Origin of the sequence: Kitasatospora sp. NPDC101447, assembly GCF_044767225.1 — a bacterium.
GTDB lineage: Bacteria > Actinomycetota > Actinomycetes > Streptomycetales > Streptomycetaceae > Kitasatospora.
In genome coordinates this window covers 16,789-33,484 of record NZ_JBIWNL010000043.1, presented here as the reverse complement: position 1 = coordinate 33,484, position 16,696 = coordinate 16,789, and the positions used below count along the sequence as shown (strand labels likewise).

The following is a 16,696-nucleotide window of genomic DNA, read 5'->3' as shown; positions in this document are numbered from 1 at the left end:
CGGCGAAGCCACCGCGGTCACGGTTGAAGCCGCCACGGTCGCCACCGCGGTCACGGTCGAAGCCGCCCGAGCGACGGTCGTCACGGTCACGGCCGGCGAAGCCACCGCGGTCACGGTTGAAGCCGCCACGGTCGCCACCGCGGTCACGGTCGAAACCGCCCGAGCGACGGTCGTCACGGTCACGGCCGCCGAAGCCACCGGAACGGCGGTCGTCACGGTCGCGGTCCCGGCCGAAGCCGCCGGAGCGGCGGTCGTCGCGGTCCCGGTCGCCACCGCGGTCGCGGTCACGGCCGAAGGCCGGACGCTCGGTGCGCGCCTCGCGGTACGACGGGGTGCGCTCCTCGGCCTGCGGCGCGGCGGGCGCCTCGGCGGCGGCCGGAGCGGCCTCGGCCGCGGCGGACTCGCCGGTCTCCTCGGCGGCCGGCTCCTCGTCCACGATGCCCAGGTCGGCCCGCTCGCGCGCCGCACGGGCGGCCAGGCGGTCGGCCTCCTCGCGCAGCTCGGTGGCGCGGCGCTGCGCGCGCTCCAGCTGGCGGGTCATGTCGGCGATCTCGCGCTCGGCGGCACTGGCGATGTTGGCGGCGCTCTCCGCCTGGACCTCGGTCAGCGAACGGGCACCGGTGATCTTGGCGACCTCGGCGTCGAAGGCGTGGTCCAGGATGTGGCGGCTGGCGTCGACGCCCGCGTCCTCCATCAGGCGGAAGACGCCGCGGCGCTGGTGCGGCAGCACCAGGGTGACGACGGCGCCCGAGCGGCCGGCCCGCGCGGTGCGGCCGGAGCGGTGCAGGTAGTCCTTGTGGTCGCCGGCCGGGTCCACGTTCAGGACCAGGTCGATGCCGTCGACGTGGATGCCGCGGGCGGCGACGTCGGTGGCGACGACGACGTTGGTGTAGCCGTCCTTGAAGTCGCCGAGGACGCGGGTACGGGCGCCCTGGGTCATGCCGCCGTGCAGCGCGTCGGCCTTCACGCCGGCCTCGATCAGCTGCTCGGCGACGCGGTCGGCGCCCATCTGGGTGCGGACGAAGATGATCGTGCGGCCCTTGCGGGCGGCGATCGCGTTGGTGATCGGCGCCTTGTCCTTGGGCTTCACCACGAGGATGTGGTGGGTCATGGTGGTGACGGCGCCGGCCGACGGGTCGACCTCGTGGGTGACCGGGCTCTTCAGGTAGCGCTTCACCAGGGTGTCGATCTCGTTCTCCAGGGTGGCGGAGAACAGCAGGCGCTGGCCGCCGGCCGGCACCTGGTCGAGGATCTCGGTGACCTCGGGCAGGAAGCCCATGTCGGCCATCTGGTCGGCCTCGTCGAGCACGACGGTCTGGACGTCGGCGAGCTTGGCGCTGCCGCGGTTCAGCAGGTCGCGCAGACGGCCCGGGGTGGCGACCAGGATGTCGACGCCACGCTCCAGCGCGTAGATCTGGTTCGACATCGAGGTGCCGCCGCAGACGACCTTGAGCTTGAGGCCGAGCACCGAGCCGAACGGCTCCAGGGCGTCGGCGACCTGCATGGCCAGCTCGCGGGTCGGGACCAGGATCAGGCCGCGCGGGTGCTTGGGCTTGGTGCGCTCGCCGTCGGCGAGGCGGGTCAGCAGCGGCAGGCCGAAGCTGAGGGTCTTGCCGGAGCCGGTGCGGCCACGGCCCAGCACGTCCTTGCCGGCCAGGGCGTCCGGGATGGTCGCGGCCTGGATCGGGAACGGGGTGGTGACGCCGCGCTTGGCGAGGGCACGGACGACGTCGTCGTGCAGGCCCAGGTCGCCGAAGGTGATGGTCGGCTCGGCGGCCGCCTCCTCGGTGGCCTCCACGGCCTCGGCGATCACCTCGTCCGCGGCGGTGTCGAGGGTGTCGGTGGTGTCGGTGACATCGGCGGCGGCCTCGTTCGCGGGCATGGCGAAGCGGGCGTCGTCAACGAGAGACATGCAAAACCTTCCGGAAGTGGCACGCGCCAAAGTCCGGGGTTCTGTTTCACAACCGCCTCTATGCGGTCAGCCACGGATCGCCGGAACGCGCCAAGGGCGCCAGATGGGAATAGGGCGCCAATCAAATGAATCAAACGAACGATCTACCACCATAGAGGACCCTGGGGATCGGAGGCAAATGCCCTGGACAGGACGCTAATGCCCACCGGCACGCGGGCTCGGTGCCGAGGAACCGGAGCTGCCCGACGAGGGCTCCGGGAGCGGCGGCACGGTCACGGGGGGCGAACTGTGCTCCGGCTCCGGAGTGTTCGACGGACGGCTGCTCGGCGTGGCCGACGGCGAGCCCGCCGAACCGCCCGAGCGGCCCTCGCCGGTACCGCCCGCCCCGCCCGTACCGCCGGAGCCCGCCGTGCCGCCGGAGCCGGTCGGCCCGCCGCCGCCCGGGTGCGGCGCCGGGCTGGTGTTCACGCCGCCCGCCGAACCACCCCCCGGCTCGCCGTCGGGCGGCCCCGGCACCGGGACCACCCCGGCCACCGTCCCGGTCGCCCCGGGCAGCACCTCGCCCGGCGCCGAGGTCGTGGGTCCGCCCGGCGCGCTCTCGGCCAGCAGGCCGCCCGGCCGCTCCGGGCGCCCCGACGCACCGCCCGGGTGCCCGGCCCCCGGCGAGGCCGAGGGCCCGCCCGTCGCGCCAGGCCGGCCCGCCGGACCGGCCTGCCCGACCGGTGCCACCCCGCCGTGCCTCTCCTCCGCCGCCGGACCGACCGACATGCAGCCCGTCAGCCCCAGCCCGGCCACCGTCAGCACCGCCGCCGCCCGCACCGCGCGCGAGCGCAGGACCGCCGCGTTCCGTGCCCGCACCGCCCGCACCGCCCGCACCGCCCGAACGGCTCGCACTGCCCGAACCGACCGCACCGACCGCACCGACCGCACCGAAGCCACCGAGGTCCCTCCCTACCGCCCCACCCGGGCCGCCCACTCGCGGCCGCTTTCGGTGCCCAACGCGCGCCCGGCCCGGCGGGACACGGGCGGGGCGGCAGTTGGCCCCACCCGCCCGCCGAGGCGCCGCGTCGGCTGTCGCGTCCGCCGTGGCTCGGCCGGCGCCCCCGGCCGCCGCCTCAGCCCCAGAGGGCCGAGGCCAGCTCCGCCCCCGCGTAGACCGCGGCCAGCCCGGCGGCCACGCTGCCGGCCACGTTCGCCAGCGCGTACCGCCCGGCGCCGGTCTCGGCCAGCCGCAACGTCTCGTACGAGAAGGTCGAGTAGGTGGTCAGCGCACCGCAGAGCCCGGTCCCCAGCAGCAGTTGGACCCGCGAGGACGCCGCGCCGGCCGCCACCGCGCCGGTCACCGTCCCGAGGATCAGGCAGCCGACCACGTTCACCGTGAAGGTGCCCCACGGGAAGACCGAGTCGTGCCGGGACTGCACCGCCCGGTCCGTCAGGTACCGCAGCGGAGCGCCGACCACCGCGCCCGCCACCACCAGCAGCCAGTTCACTCCGCCGACGCTCCCCGGCCCGGCTCCCGGCCCGCGCCACCGCCGGGCCCACCGCCCGTGCCACCGCCCGGACCGCCGTCGCCGCCGCCCGGCCCGCGCCCGGTGTAGGTCACCACCTCGCACCGGTCCAGCAGCACCAGGCCCTCCGCCACCAGCCCGTCCAACTGCGGCAGGAACGCCCGCACCCGCTCCTCCTCGTCCACGATCACCACCGCCACCGGCAGGTCCTCGCTCAGCGACAGCAGCCGCGTGGTGTGCACCAGCGACGACGCCCCGAACCCCTCGATCCCCCGGAACGCGCTCGCCCCGGCCAGCCCGGCCGCCCGCGCCCGGTGCACGACCTCGCTGTACAGCGGGCGGTGGTGCCACCGGTCGCTCTCCCCGACCAGCACCGTCAGCCGCAGCGCCGGCCCGCCCAGCCGGGTCACCGCACACCCCCGCCGGTCGCCGGGCCGCCCCCGGCCGCCCCGCGGCGGACCGCACGGTGGATCAGACGCCTGGTCAGCCCCGCCGCCGCCCACACCGCGACCAGCGCGCCCAGCAGCGTCAGCCCCAGGTACGCCAGCCCCGGCCCGAGCCGGCCCGCCTCCAGCAGCCGCCGGATGTCCACCGCGTACGTCGAGAAGGTGGTGAACCCGCCCAGCACGCCGGTGCCGAAGAACGGCCGCACCAGCGGGTGCGCCTGCCGCCCCTCGGTGATCACCACCAGGAACACCCCGATCACCGCGCAGCCGACCACGTTGACCAGCAGCGTCGTCCACGGGAAGGCCGTCGGCCCGGTCTCCCAGCCGAGGCCGGCCGCGTACCGGGCCACTGCCCCGATCGCCCCGCCGACCGCGACCACCGTCACCGCCGGCCCCTGCCCGCGCAGCACCGGCGGCCGGTGCCGCACCCGCGCCGCGACCGGCGGCGTCCCGGGCGGCTCGCCCACTGTGTCACCCAGAGCGCCCTCCGAGGTCGTCATAGCCCCATCAAACACCGGCGTCCGCCACCTGGCACACCGTCACCCCAGACCCGACAATGATCCGGTGGAGATGACCCGGGAAGAGTTCGAGACGCTGGTCAGCGACGCGCTCGACCAGATTCCCCCGCAGCTCGCGGCCATGATGGACAACGTCGCGATCTTCGTCGAGGACGAACCCGAACCGAGCGACCCCGAGCTCCTCGGCCTCTACGAGGGCACCCCGCTCACCGAACGCGGCGAGTGGTACGCGGGCGTCCTGCCCGACCGCATCCTGATCTACCGCGGCCCGACCCTCCGCCACTGCGAGACCCGCGAGCAGGTGGTCGAGGAGGTCCGCACCACCGTGATCCACGAGGTCGCCCACCACTTCGGCTTCGACGACCACGAGCTCGACGAACTCGGCTGGTCCTGACCCCCTCCGCGGCCCCGCGCCGCACCCGCTCCGCCCCGCCCCGCAGGCCGCCCCACCCGCCCGGCCGAAACCCGTTTTGGCGATCCGCCCGGCATCCCATATGCTTCTCGACGTCCCCGAACGCTGGAAACAGCGGGACAGGCCGCAAGCCCTCATCGTCTAGTGGCCCAGGACGCCGCCCTTTCAAGGCGGTAGCACGGGTTCGAATCCCGTTGGGGGCACGCAGTACCGCATTACCGTAGTAAAGTGCAGTGCCGCAAGACCTTAGTGGTTCGCCACTATCAGGTCCCGTGGAGCAGTTGGTTAGCTCGCCACCCTGTCAAGGTGGAGGTCGCGGGTTCAAGTCCCGTCGGGATCGCTCGTCTCGCAAGAGACGCGCAGTACGGCCAGGTAGCTCAGTTGGTACGAGCGTCCGCCTGAAAAGCGGAAGGTCGCCGGTTCGACCCCGGCCCTGGCCACAACAGGGAAGCCCCCGTAGCGATTTCGCTACGGGGGCTTCGTCGTGCCGGTTGACGCCAACGGCTCCGACTCGCGGCAACTCCAGGCAGCCCAGCCAGGCCCCCCGGAACCCAGGTAACGTGACGCTAATCACAGTCCTTCGACTTCGGTCATGGTGCAGTCACGGCCGTACGTGAAGATCCGGAGCGGCCCCATCCGGGTGATGACGACCCGCGTCGCGGCTTCCCTCTCTTCCGGAGACGGAAGCCCCGGAGGACCACCTCGTACGGATCCGTGTCCTCCGGCTCCGGCGCACCCTCCAACACACCAGCTCCACCGAATGCTCGCCAGCCCAGAAGGACGCACGAACGGCAGCGGCTCGCCCATGTTCTCCATCACCCCGCTGCCCGGCGAGACGCTGAGCGAGCGGACCAGCTGCCCGTCCTCCCAGACCGCGAAGGCCAGGAAGTCCACCACGCTGTGCATCCAGTGCACGACCAGTCGGCGTCCCGCGCTCGCGTTGGTCGGGTTGCCGCGGCATTCGCGAGGGGTAGTCGCTATCCCAGTGCCGATCGCAGACGATGTCGAGGTAAGCGGTCCCGTCCGGCGGGTACGCCATGTCGCCGAGCTCGCAGCTGGCCGTCCCCGTGACCTCCCGGCCGGGGTAGAGGCGGCCGGGCAGCTCCGCCGTCCGCTCCGGATTCGCTTCCGCCAGCAGCGCAGCGGGCTGGACGAAGCAGTGTCCATTTAGACGAGCAGCCCAACCTTGGCTCCCACGGATCGGTTCCTCTCCAGATTGGTGAACCTAGGCCCGCGGTCTCCCGGACGATGTGCGGGGAACGCCAAGGTCGAGCCGCACGGTGATGCAGGTGTGGCGGAGGTCGTGGAAGCGGAGGTCGGCAGGCCGAGGCGCCCGCGGACCGTGTGCCAGCCAATCGATGCCGACGGCGGCCCGCTCGACGGCCTGGCATCTCAGCTGACAGCGGTCCAGCCCCACGGGCGTGGACCGTTCCGCCCTTGCAAGCAGGCGAGACGGTAATGAGCTTCCGCCCGGTGTCGAGCCGGATCAGCTGCCGCGTGTTGGAGAGCGAAGCAGGTAACCCGGAGCTCACGGATACTCCGCAGCACCGGGTAGCCGGCCCAGGTCATCACGTCGGCACCGTACGCCTCGCAGAAGGCGGTGTACTCCCTGTCCGAAACCGAGCCGAAGGTGCCGAAGCCGACGGCGGTAGCGGTCAGGTCCCACTCGGGAGGCCCGAGGGAGGTTCGCTCGAAGTCGAGCAGGTAGGTGGTGGTCGGTGTGACCGCCACGTTGCCGCCCCACGCATCACCGTGAATGACGCTCGCTGGCAGGCCGGGCGGGAGGCTCAGCCACGCCGCCTGGAGCTCTGCCAGGCGGTCCCGCAGCCACTGCCGCTGTGCGTCGTCGAGGGTGGCGGCCCCGTCGATCCTGGTGGCCACCCGAACGAACGGGTCGAGCCGGCCCAACGGGAAATCAGGAACGGCAAGCTCGTGAACACGCCGTAGGAGCGGCGCGATGTCGGCAGCGGTTCCTGGCCGGTGCTTGGGCAACTCGTGCCAGAAGGTCACGGGGTTGCTTTCCACATCCACTGGCTCCCGCAGGTGCTCGAGCGGACGAACCGCAGGAACCCCGCAGTCGCGCAGCCAGCGTGCGACCGCCAGTTCGCGTCCGGCGGCAGCCGACTGCCCGGGGCGGCTGATGCGAGCCACGATCCCCAGCGGCAATCGCCACAGCGCGTTCTCCCCGATCCGGATCGGCTCGGCTCCCGCTGCGGTAAGGCACACCGTGGCGCACGCCTTGAGCAGTAGGGAGTGGGACTCCTCGATGTTGCTCACGCTGCCACCGTAGCGGCGATCTGTTCCCGCAGGTCCCGGATGTCGCCGAGGTTGCGGTGGCGATGGGCGACCCGACCGAGTTCAGCCAGCTCGTGGTTGGCACGCAGCGAGCGGAGGTCGCCGACCTCCGCGAGGGCGCTCCGGCCCTCGGCCAAAGCCTGCTCAGGGTCACCGGCGGCCATCTGGAGCGTGGCGAGCTTGGTTCGGGAGAACGCGCGGGATCTGGCGAATCCGTCGCCGTGGCCGTCGACCGCTGCCTGGAGTCGCCGGAGAGCTTCCTGCAGCGGATGGCCGGCGAGGGCGAGGTCGAACAGGGCGTGGCCAGTGTCGCCGTGGTGCTGGGCGCCGTCGTAATACGCCATCCACGGCCCTTCGGCGGCCGGGGTGATCGAGGTGAACGAGTCGTCGGACGCGCCGATCGCGACCAGGGTCTGCTGAGCTCGACCCATCTTCGCCAGGGCCCGCGCGCGAGCGTTGTGGAGCATGGACTGCTCCGCGGGGGAGAGTCGGTCAGCGCGGGCCAGGCCGAGCTCGGCGAAGGTGAGACCGGCGTCGGGGTCACCACGCCAGATGGCCTGGCGGGAGCGGAGGTTGTACGAGATGGCGCGTAGCGGCCAGTTGTCCACTTCCTCCGCGCACGACGTGGCGAAGGCGAAGAGCCGGTGGGCGTCTTCGTGGGCGAAGGCGTCGAAGGCCGAGGCGCCGACCACGGTCGCCAGACGGCTGACGGCTCCGAACAGTTCAGCCCGCAACGGAGCGGGACAGCGACTCTTCAGGAGACCGGCTGCCCAGCGCAGTTGGGCGAGCGCCGTGTCACGGACGACGCCGGCACCGCCGTAGAGGTTGTCCCAGCTGCGCAGTGTGGTCGCTGCGGTGCGGATCTGCTCGACGTCGGCGGGCCGGACAACTGCGGGTACCGCGGCGGCCGGGGTGGAGGTCAGGAGCTGGGCCAGAGGGCCGGCGGCGAGAGCTGCACTCGTCACGGTAAGGAAGTCGCGTCGTTCCACGGGGTCGGACTCATTCCACTCGGAGGCTGGCGGTGGCATTTCCAGCGTGCCCCCGAGCACCTCCCTTTGGGGAGGCTTGACGGCCCCGTTGCGCCGTTTGTCCATTACCTCTGAGCGGTTGTCCAATTCAGCCGCGGCCAGCACGACGCTTCGCGCGAGCACTCCGCCGGTGTCCAAGACCACGTCTAACGCCTGGGCGTGGTGGAGCTTGCAGGGCCGCTCCGCCCGCTCGATCTTGCTGATCAGGTCCCCACTCAGGTGGACCAACTGCCCGAGCCTGTCCTGGCTCAGCCCCCTGAGCTTCCGCCAGTACTGAAGTTCCGCACCGAACCAGTGGGCCGCAGACCGGGTGGGGTCCAGAGGCTTAAGTGGTCGCGGCACTTGCTCCCCCAGGGCGTCTCTTGTGGACAGCGGTCGCTGTCCGAATGCCGGTACTGGTCGGGCCGTTCACCGGCAGGGCTGAATGTTTCCGAGCGCTAAGCGCCCATTACACACCGCTACGAGCCTGACGTGCAGGTGTTCGGCACAACTACGCGCCGAAGCCCCCGCGAGCTGCCGCCGTAGCCGGACCGACGGAAGAGGAGATCGCCATGCAGCGAGTCAGCACGACCGTGCAGAACAGCAGCATCACCATCGAGACCGGGCGTCCGCTCCCCACCGATCTCGTCCTGCTGGAACGCAAGGGACTCGGGCACCCCGACACCCTCGCCGACCACCTGGCCGAGGAGCTCTCCCGCGCGTACAGCCGCTACACGCTCGACCGCTTCGGCGCCGTGCTCCACCACAACTTCGACAAGCTCGCCCTGCTCGGCGGCTCCTGCGAGGTCCGCTACGGCGCCGGCCGGATGACGGCTCCGGTGAAGGTACTGGTCAACGGCCGGGCCGCGTACGCCTGCGGCGGCGAGGACATCCCGGTGCGGGAGTTGGTCGAGCAGGCCGTCCTGGCCTTCTTCAACGACCGGCTACCCGAGCTCGCCGGTCACCTCGACCTGGTCTTCAACATCACCAGTAACCCCAGCCCCGGCGCGGTGGTCACCGACGAGAGCGGCACGGACCGGTCGCGCTGGTTCGCTCCCCGCTCGGTGGACGACCTGCGCGAGCGCCACACCCTCATCGCCAACGACACCTCGCTCGGCACCGGCTGGGCCCCGATGGCCCCGTTCGAGCAGTTCGCCCACGCGCTCGTCAACCACCTCTCCGGCGTCAGCGAGTTCACCCTGGCGAACCCCTGGTGCGGCTCCGACGTGAAGCTGATGGGGCACTTCGACGGCGCCAAGGCCGAGGCCATCCTGTGCGTCCCGCAGAAGTCCGAGCACGTGCCCGACCGGGCCGCGTACCTCGCCAACAAGGAGGAGGTCCTGGCCGAGTGCGCCCGGTTCGCCGAGCAGCACCTCCCCGGCATCGAGATCACCTTCCTCCTCAACGCCCGCGACGTCCCCGAGAAGGACGAGCTCTACCTGACCTACACCGGCAGCTCCATCGAGTCGGGCGACGAAGGCGTCGTCGGCCGAGGCAACCGCGTCAACGGCCTCATCACCCCGCTCCGCCCGATGAACCTGGAAGGGGCCAGCGGCAAGAACCCCGTCTACCACGTCGGGAAGCTCTACAACCTCGCGGCCACCCGCCTCGCCCAGCGCCTGTACGACGAGACCGGCAGCTACGCCGAGGTCCACCTCGTCAGCGCGACCGGCCAGCGGCTCGACCAGCCCTGGAAGGTCCTGGTCCGGCTCGCGGCCGAGGACCCGGAGATCGAGAAGGTACAGGCCCAGGTCGCCTTGGCCCTCGGGGGCTTCCCGGAGCTCACCGCCGAGCTGGTCCACCACGGCGTCCGGCTCAGCTGATGCACACCGGATCGCCCACGCTCCTGCCCCCGCGCAGCGCTTGGCAGCGGCTCCGGGAGCACTACGGTCCGGAGGTGCACGGGTGGCTGGCCCGTGCCCCTGAGGTCTTCAACGAAGTGGCCCGCCGCTGGCAGTTGAGCCTCGACAGCTACCACGATGCCGGCCACGCCTCTCTGTTGATGGTGGCGCGCGAGCGAACCAGCGGGCGCGAGGTCCTGTTGAAGGCATGGCCCGACCACAGCCGTTACCGCAACGAGATGATCGCGCTGGGGATCTGGGCGGCCGGGCCGGCCGTCAGGGTGCTCGAGCACGCGGACGACCTCGGCATCGCCGCCCTGGAGATGGTGGCAGCCGTACCCGGCGGTTCCGTCGGACCGGAGATGCACGAGTACGAGGCGGTGGCCACCGCTCTGCGGCAACTGCATCGCCTTGGCCGGGGCGCGAACACCGCAGCGGCAGCACTTCCCAACCTCCACGACTTCCTCGAATGCGAGTTGGTCCCGCGCGTGCGCCGTCGCCTGGCGGCGCAACGCCCCCAGCTGGAGGTCGACTGGGCGAGGCTCGGTGAGCGCTTGGTCACCGGACTGCGCCCGGACGCGGCACGGGCATCGGTTCTTCACGCGGACGTCTACCGCGATAACGTCCTCTTCGACGACCGACGGAAGCCAGTCCTGGCGGACCCCCTGCCGATGGTCGGCGACGAGGTCTTCGACTGGGCGTTCTGGACCGTCTACTACAACCTGGGCACCCACACCCGGGACCGCTTCGAGATCGCCGTCACCACCGCCGGCCTCGACCCGCGGCGGCTACGCCACTGGAGCCTCGCGCTCTGCGTGGACGGGCTCCTCTACTACCGCGAGCTGGGAGACCACCGCGCCTCCGTGATGGAGCGGGTGATCGCAGGGCTGGCCGGCGACCTGGATCTCACTGCGGTGCCGGAGAAGGACGGCCAGACGTGACCACCTACCTCCTGCGCCATTCCAGTACCCACTACAGCGCGGCTCACCGGGTCAACGGCGACCCGACTGTCGATCTTCCGCTGGATCCGGCAGGACGCGTCGCCTGCCGGACCGGTAGCGGCGTGATCACTGCCGTTCAACCGAAGATCTGGCTCACCTCGGCGTTCGCCCGGACGGGTGAGACGGCACGCCTGCTGATGGGCGATGCCGATCAGCCCGTCAGGGTCGAGCCCGCCCTCAATGAAGTCGACTACGGGCAGTTCGAAGGCGGGCCCTTCACGGAGTACGCGCGCTGGCTCGTCGCCGCCGGACCATGGGAGAACCCGCCCGGGGCCGCCGAGTCCCAGCGCGAGGCCATCCGCAGAATGCTTGCCGGCCTCCGGAGCGCACTCCAGCTGCCCTCGCCTCGGACGGTCGTCGCGCACGGCTTGCTGGCCTCCGTGCTGCGGTGGCACAGACAGACCTCGCGCGACGCCCCCGGGCGGGCCATGCCGATCTTCTTCGACGAGGTGCCCTGCCTGTACCTGGTCAGGATCGAGGACCGCGAACTCGAAGACCTCACCGCGTCCCTGCTCGAACTCCTGGACGCGGAGGAACAGGAGACCGCCGCAGCGGGCGGATGGTCATCGCGGCTAGAAGACCAGCGCACGCTTGCTACCTTCGATGGACCATCTGTCCAGCTGGAGGAGACGAACTCCCATGCATGATCCCCGCGCCCTCATCGAGATGGGCTCCGAGGCGGTCCGCCGCCTCGCCCGCCGCGGCTACACCCTGGATCTCTCTGCGTTGGAGTCTCTTCAGTCCAGCCGATCCCAGCTCATCACTCGCGTGGACGAGCTGCGGGCCGAGTCGAAGCGAGTCGCCCAGGAGGTCCAGCAGGCGGCCCGCCAGGGCGGCGACACCGAGACGCTGAAAGACCGGGCCCGCGACCTCAAGGAAGAGATCCGTTCCGCCGAGGCGGAGCAGGAGCAGGTGCAGCAGGAGTTGCGCGACTTCCTGCTGACCATTCCCAACCTGCCGCTCGACAGCACCCCCGAGGGCGACTCGGACGAGCACGCCGTCGAGATCCGTCGCGTCGGCGCCCCGCCGTCCTTCTCCTTCGAACCGAAGGACCATGTGGACCTCGGCGAGGCCCTCGGCATCCTCGACTTCGCCCGTGCCAGCAAGCTCTCCGGATCCCGGTTCAGCGTCTCGCGCGGTGCCGGCGCCGCCATCGAGCGCGCCCTGGCGACGCTCTTCCTGGACCTGCACACCAAGCGGCACGGCTACGTCGAGCACGCGGTCCCGTACCTCGTCACCCGGCAGACCATGACCGGCACCGGCCAGCTCCCGAAGTTCGAGGAGGATCTCTTCGCCACCGGCATGGGCGAGCGCGAGCTCTTCCTGATCCCGACCGCCGAGGTCCCGCTCACCAACCTGTACGCGGACGAGATCATCCCGCCCGCCGAACTCCCCCTGGCCCTCACCGCGCACACCCCGTGCTTCCGCTCGGAGGCCGGCTCCTACGGCCGTGACACTCGCGGCATCCTGCGCCAGCACCAGTTCTCCAAGGTCGAGATGGTCCGCATCTGCGACCCCGAGGACTCCCAGGCCGAGCTGGAGAAGATGCTCAGCCACGCCGAAGCCTGCCTCAAGGAGCTGGGACTGGCCTACCGCGTCGTCCAGCTCGCCGCCGGCGACCTCGGCTTCTCCGCCCAGATCACCTACGACATCGAGGTCTGGCTGCCCAGCCAGCAGACCTACCGGGAGATCTCCTCCGTCTCGGACTGCGGCTCCTTCCAGGCCCGCCGCGCGGGCATCCGCACCCGTGACGAGCACGGCAAGACCAAGCCCGTCGCCACCCTCAACGGCTCCGGACTGCCCATCGGCCGCACCCTGGCCGCGCTTCTCGAACAGTGCCAGCAGCAGGACGGCTCCATCGTCCTGCCCGAGGCCCTGGTGCCCTACCTCGGATTCCGCCGGATCTCGGCGGACGGAACAACGGAGGCATAAGTGTTAGTCGGCATCTGCGACTTCCCCAGCAGCTACACCTTCCCGCCCGTCGGCTACGGCGGGATCGAACGCTGGCTCTGGGCAGTGGCGGAAGGCGCCCGAGCCGCAGGCGCCGACGTACACCTCCTCGGCCCCGGCTGGAGGACCGACCTCGGATCGGACTGGACCACCCGTCCGATCCGCCTCGAAGACCTCCGGCCGGGTACCCGGCAGACTCGTGACCTGCGTTCCACCGGCTACGACCTGCTCGTAGTCGGACACGAGTACCCGTCGCTCCCCGGGTGGCGTCGGGTCTGGGCCGATCTCGACTGCGACGTCGCGACCTTCCAGCACTCGCCGGTCTTCCGGCACGCCGCCGACGCCTTCGACGCGAAGCGCTCCCGGCTTTACTGCTACTCGCCCGAGATGGCGGGGCTGTACGCCGCCCACGCACCGGTGCTGGAGCACGCGGTCCACCTCGGGCTCGGTGAAGCCGAACCTCCCGCCCGGCCCGGCCGCGACCTCGTCTGGCTCGGCCGGATCGACGAGGAGAAGTCGCCGCACCTCGCGGTGCGCGCGGCTCAACTGCTCGGTCGGCGGATACACATCGTCGGACCTGTCTTCGACAACGACTACGTGCGACGTCACCAGGCACTCTTCGCGGCTGACCACGTCAGCTGGGTCGGCGAGGTCGGAGGGGCGGCCAAGACGGCCGCGTTCTCCGACGCCTCGGTCTACGTCTACACCTGCTCACGAAGCTACGTGGAGGCCGGCGCCGCCGTTTTCGGGGAGTCCCTGCGTGCCGGTACGCCCGTCGCCGCGCTCTGCTGGCGAGACGGCACTTGCGCGGAGGCGGCTCTGTGCGAGACCACCGGAGCCGTTGCCAGAGTCGATCCTGAGCACGACGACGAGGACGCGGCCCTGGCGCTTGCCACTGCGATCGAGCAGTGCCTGGAACTGGACGCGCCGACCGTGCAGGACATCGGCCTGAACAGGTTCGACCCCGAGCGACACTTCCGCGCCCTGGCGACCAGGCCGTGCTGACCGCGGACCCACCGTCGAGGCCGCTCGATCTCCTGAGCGACCGCCTCGGGCTCGGCACGCAGTGGGAGATTGAGCACGACGCCAACGGCCGCTTCGAGATCCGCCACCGCGACCGGGGGACGCCGTACCGGCCGGCCAGTCGACCGCTCCAGTGGGCCGGTCTGCTGCAGCAGTTGGAGAGCGGCTTCCGCGCGGCCGGCGTAGCCCGTGCGAGACCGCTGCCCATGCGGTGGGGCCGGGACACCGAGTTGACGATCTCCGCCGTCCAGGCAGTCGACCCCCTCCTCAAGGACGGCAAGCCGTACGTCTTCCGCCGGGGCTACCTGCCCCAGCCGGTCGTCCGGCTGACCGGCGAGCGGGACCACGTTGGCGCCCTGAGGGAGGGATTCCTCACCTCGTTCGTCAACGTCTCGCGCATCGAACCCGTCACTCGGACAGCCGAGTTCACCGGGATCTTCGACCACTGGCTCACACTGCTGTCCGGCATCGGCCTCCACGCCAGACACCTCACCATCCACAGCCGCAACGCCGTCTGGCAACGCCGCGAAGTCTGCGGCCTGACGGTGCACTTCCGGCACCTGGACCTTCCCATCGGTGACATCGTCCTGCTCTGGAACGCTGCGGATCCCAGCTGCATGGCGGTGGACCTGGGCTCCGGCCTTGAGCGCCTGGCCTGGGCCCGCACCCGTCGCCCATGGTGGGAGCTGGCCTTCGGCCGCTTCGCGACGTCCGGTGTGGCCGCCGACGTGCTCGACGCCGTTCGAACCGCGACCCTGCTCGTCGGTAACGGCATCGCCCCTGCGGCACGAGGGGCCGGCGGTGTACTCCGCCGCATCCTTTCTGCCATCCCCGTCGACGCCGCACCGCTTGGAGTCAGCGCCCTGGTTCGGGCAAGCCACGGATTCTGGAGCCTCACCTCACCGATGGCCCTGCCGTGGCCCGAGGTCGCCTTCGTCATCGAGCGCGAGCTCCACCGCCGCGACGTCACCTTTTCCAGCCCTCTCCCGGTACGTCGGTCGAGCTGGAGCGACAGCACATGAGGCCCCACGTAACCGGAACCCGCCCGCCGAGTTCCGACTCCGCTTCGCCTGGACGACCGGGTTCTGCTTCAAGTGCGAGGAAGTCACCCAAGTCGCCGAGTTGGGCACACTCACCGTCGAAGGCGAGACAGTCACACTCGCGGCCTGTCACCTCTGCGCCTGGCAGCTGGAACGGCAGCACTACCACGCCCGCCAAGCCCACCTCCGCGCCCAGCTCGCCGGTGCGTGGGCCGACGCTACGAGACGGGCAGCAGCCTGCATGTGAGGAGGGGGCATGCAGCCGAGGCCCAACAGCACGCCGCGCCAGGGCTGCGCCTCCCCGGCATACGCTCATCACGGGCTGGGACGTTCGGCGTCCAACCTGACGGGTCGTCGCTTACGCGCGAAGGAGCTGCTGACTGTGGCAGGCAGAGGACAGGGTTCCGACCGCGGCTCGGAGAGCCAGTCGGACTACGTCGGCCGCTTTCGGGCGGGGCGGCTGGCGGACAACCGACCGCAGTCGCTGGACACATGGCGCGTGACGATGGCTTCCCCGGACGTTGCCGCAGGTGTCGCGAGCCTGCTTGGCAGTGAGCCCGTGGAGTGGGAGACGACGGCCGAGGATTCCTTGGAGGTGCTGACCGACTACGACGCGGTGCGGATCACCGTTGAAGGACCATCCGCAGTCCAGGCCCGCATGCTGCTCTTCAGCTACAAGGGCCAGGTACTCCATGACTGCGACGGCGCCCGGTACCTCGCACCGGAGGCGGACGCCGGCAAGCCGTGCGGGTGTCCGGAAAGCATCGAGGAACGGAGGCTGGCGGCGAAGTCCGGTCGAGGCCCCCTGCCCAGCATCGGCATCGCCTTCAAGCTCGCCGAGAAGCCGGCACTCGGGCTCTTCCGCTTCGTGAGCAGTTCCTGGGAGCTGGCCAAGACGGTTGCCGACTTTCAGCGTGCCCTGACCGAGACCGATGGCCCCACGACGTGCGACCTCGTGCTTGAGCTGGTGGAACTCACCACCGCGTCCGGTGTAGCCGTTCGCTACCGGAAACCGGTGGTCCGCGCACTGGGTGATCCGGCGACACCCCCTCCTCGCGCCGTCGTGAGACCCACCAGGCTGTCGTCGCCTCTGCCACCCGAGTCAGTGGGCCCGCCCGCCCGGTCTTCCAAGCCGCTCACGCGGTCCGGCCGCCCGGAGCCTGCGGCAGCGCGTCGAAGCCTGCGCCCCAACGCGAGGGAACCCGAATCCGTGAGTGGCGCCGAACCCACGTGCACCCTTGACGCACCCGAGGCCGTTGCCCAGCCACGCACCGCCGCCGGCGTGCTGTTTTTCGACGAGGCTGACCGCGTGCTCTTGGTGAAGCCCACGTACAAGCCGGGCTGGGAGATCCCGGGCGGCTACCTCCACCCCAGCGAGACCCCGGCCGAGGGCGCGGCCCGGGAGGTCAAGGGGGAGCTCGGCATCACCCCGCCGATCGGCCGCCTCCTCGTCGCCGACTGGGCGCCCCACCCCACCGAGGGCGACAAGCTCCTCTTCGTCTTCGACGGCGGCGTCCTCCCGGCCGACGAGCTCGACAGCATCACCGTCGACCAGGTGGAGATCGGCGAGTACGCCTTCCACACGATCGACCAGCTCGACGCACTCCTCATCCCGCGCCTCGCCCGCCGCGTCCACGCCGCCTGTGTCGCCAGGAGGCGATCCGAAACCGCCTACCTGGAGCACGGATCGACTCGTCCCTAAGCAGAGGCGCGATGGGTATCGCAGATCCTGTCCTGTGGCAC

General features: G+C 71.1%; 15 protein-coding genes and 3 tRNA genes. 11 read left to right on the top strand and 7 right to left on the bottom strand.

The window, feature by feature from the left end:
- The 4 genes from ACIRST_RS36670 to crcB (ACIRST_RS36655) all read right to left on the bottom strand — a co-directional run.
- The coding region (locus tag ACIRST_RS36670; protein ID WP_402808056.1) for a DEAD/DEAH box helicase at positions 1 to 1,912 on the bottom strand (1,912 nt) is incomplete at its 3' end.
- A 1,115-nt stretch (positions 1,913 to 3,027) separates the two neighbouring features.
- Complete coding sequence (gene crcB, locus ACIRST_RS36665; RefSeq protein ID WP_350526324.1) at positions 3,028 to 3,402, bottom strand: fluoride efflux transporter CrcB; 375 nt, start codon at positions 3,400 to 3,402, stop codon at positions 3,028 to 3,030.
- Positions 3,399 to 3,830 carry a DUF190 domain-containing protein gene (locus ACIRST_RS36660; RefSeq protein WP_402808053.1) on the bottom strand — a complete coding sequence of 144 codons (432 nt, stop codon included), beginning with the start codon at positions 3,828 to 3,830 and terminating at the stop codon, positions 3,399 to 3,401. The genes crcB (ACIRST_RS36665) and ACIRST_RS36660 overlap by 4 nt, the downstream gene beginning before the upstream one ends.
- The gene (crcB, locus tag ACIRST_RS36655) at positions 3,827 to 4,366 is read right to left on the bottom strand and encodes a fluoride efflux transporter CrcB (protein ID WP_402808050.1); all 540 of its coding nucleotides are present in this window, start codon (positions 4,364 to 4,366) and stop codon (positions 3,827 to 3,829) included. Before crcB (ACIRST_RS36655) ends, ACIRST_RS36660 begins: the two co-directional genes overlap by 4 nt.
- 70 nt (positions 4,367 to 4,436) lie before the next feature.
- Here crcB (ACIRST_RS36655) and ACIRST_RS36650 point away from each other — a divergent pair, with 70 nt between their 5' ends.
- The 4 genes from ACIRST_RS36650 to ACIRST_RS36635 all read left to right on the top strand — a co-directional run bounded on the left by ACIRST_RS36650 (position 4,437) and on the right by ACIRST_RS36635 (position 5,236).
- Positions 4,437 to 4,778: a metallopeptidase family protein gene (locus ACIRST_RS36650; RefSeq protein WP_350526321.1), complete on the top strand. Its 342-nt coding sequence runs from the start codon at positions 4,437 to 4,439 to the stop codon at positions 4,776 to 4,778.
- A gap of 148 nt (positions 4,779 to 4,926) precedes the next feature.
- Positions 4,927 to 4,999 (top strand) — tRNA-Glu (locus tag ACIRST_RS36645).
- Positions 5,000 to 5,062: 63 nt separating this feature from the next.
- Positions 5,063 to 5,136, top strand: a tRNA-Asp gene (locus ACIRST_RS36640).
- Positions 5,137 to 5,162: 26 nt separating this feature from the next.
- Positions 5,163 to 5,236: transfer RNA gene (locus ACIRST_RS36635), tRNA-Phe, on the top strand.
- A 130-nt stretch (positions 5,237 to 5,366) separates the two neighbouring features.
- Here ACIRST_RS36635 and ACIRST_RS36630 read toward each other — a convergent pair.
- The 3 genes from ACIRST_RS36630 to ACIRST_RS36620 form a co-directional block, all read right to left on the bottom strand.
- Positions 5,367 to 5,963, bottom strand: a complete 597-nt coding sequence (locus ACIRST_RS36630; protein ID WP_402808048.1) for a DUF6928 family protein — start codon at positions 5,961 to 5,963, stop codon at positions 5,367 to 5,369.
- Positions 5,964 to 6,188: 225 nt separating this feature from the next.
- The gene (locus ACIRST_RS36625) at positions 6,189 to 7,073 is read right to left on the bottom strand and encodes a phosphotransferase enzyme family protein (RefSeq protein WP_402808046.1); all 885 of its coding nucleotides are present in this window, start codon (positions 7,071 to 7,073) and stop codon (positions 6,189 to 6,191) included.
- The gene (locus tag ACIRST_RS36620) at positions 7,070 to 8,461 is read right to left on the bottom strand and encodes a helix-turn-helix domain-containing protein (protein ID WP_402808044.1); all 1,392 of its coding nucleotides are present in this window, start codon (positions 8,459 to 8,461) and stop codon (positions 7,070 to 7,072) included. The genes ACIRST_RS36625 and ACIRST_RS36620 overlap by 4 nt, the downstream gene beginning before the upstream one ends.
- A gap of 209 nt (positions 8,462 to 8,670) precedes the next feature.
- On the opposite strand from ACIRST_RS36620, the gene ACIRST_RS36615 reads away from it, so the two are divergent.
- The 7 genes from ACIRST_RS36615 to ACIRST_RS36585 all read left to right on the top strand — a co-directional run bounded on the left by ACIRST_RS36615 (position 8,671) and on the right by ACIRST_RS36585 (position 16,655).
- Complete coding sequence (locus ACIRST_RS36615; RefSeq protein ID WP_402808042.1) at positions 8,671 to 9,921, top strand: methionine adenosyltransferase; 1,251 nt, start codon at positions 8,671 to 8,673, stop codon at positions 9,919 to 9,921.
- 74 nt (positions 9,922 to 9,995) lie between these two features.
- A complete protein-coding gene (locus ACIRST_RS36610) occupies positions 9,996 to 10,880 on the top strand; it encodes an aminoglycoside phosphotransferase family protein (protein WP_402808040.1) in 885 nt (294 codons plus the stop codon).
- Complete coding sequence (locus ACIRST_RS36605; RefSeq protein ID WP_402808037.1) at positions 10,877 to 11,587, top strand: histidine phosphatase family protein; 711 nt, start codon at positions 10,877 to 10,879, stop codon at positions 11,585 to 11,587. Before ACIRST_RS36610 ends, ACIRST_RS36605 begins: the two co-directional genes overlap by 4 nt.
- Complete coding sequence (gene serS, locus ACIRST_RS36600; protein WP_402808035.1) at positions 11,580 to 12,872, top strand: serine--tRNA ligase; 1,293 nt, start codon at positions 11,580 to 11,582, stop codon at positions 12,870 to 12,872. Before ACIRST_RS36605 ends, serS begins: the two co-directional genes overlap by 8 nt.
- Complete coding sequence (locus ACIRST_RS36595; RefSeq protein WP_402808032.1) at positions 12,873 to 13,895, top strand: glycosyltransferase; 1,023 nt, start codon at positions 12,873 to 12,875, stop codon at positions 13,893 to 13,895.
- On the top strand, positions 13,889 to 14,935 hold the full coding sequence (locus tag ACIRST_RS36590; RefSeq protein ID WP_402808029.1) for a hypothetical protein: 1,047 nt from the start codon (positions 13,889 to 13,891) through the stop codon (positions 14,933 to 14,935). The genes ACIRST_RS36595 and ACIRST_RS36590 overlap by 7 nt, the downstream gene beginning before the upstream one ends.
- 274 nt (positions 14,936 to 15,209) lie before the next feature.
- Entirely contained in the window at positions 15,210 to 16,655 is a 1,446-nt protein-coding gene (locus ACIRST_RS36585; RefSeq protein ID WP_402808026.1) for an NUDIX domain-containing protein, read from the top strand.
- Positions 16,656 to 16,696 lie beyond the last annotated feature (41 nt).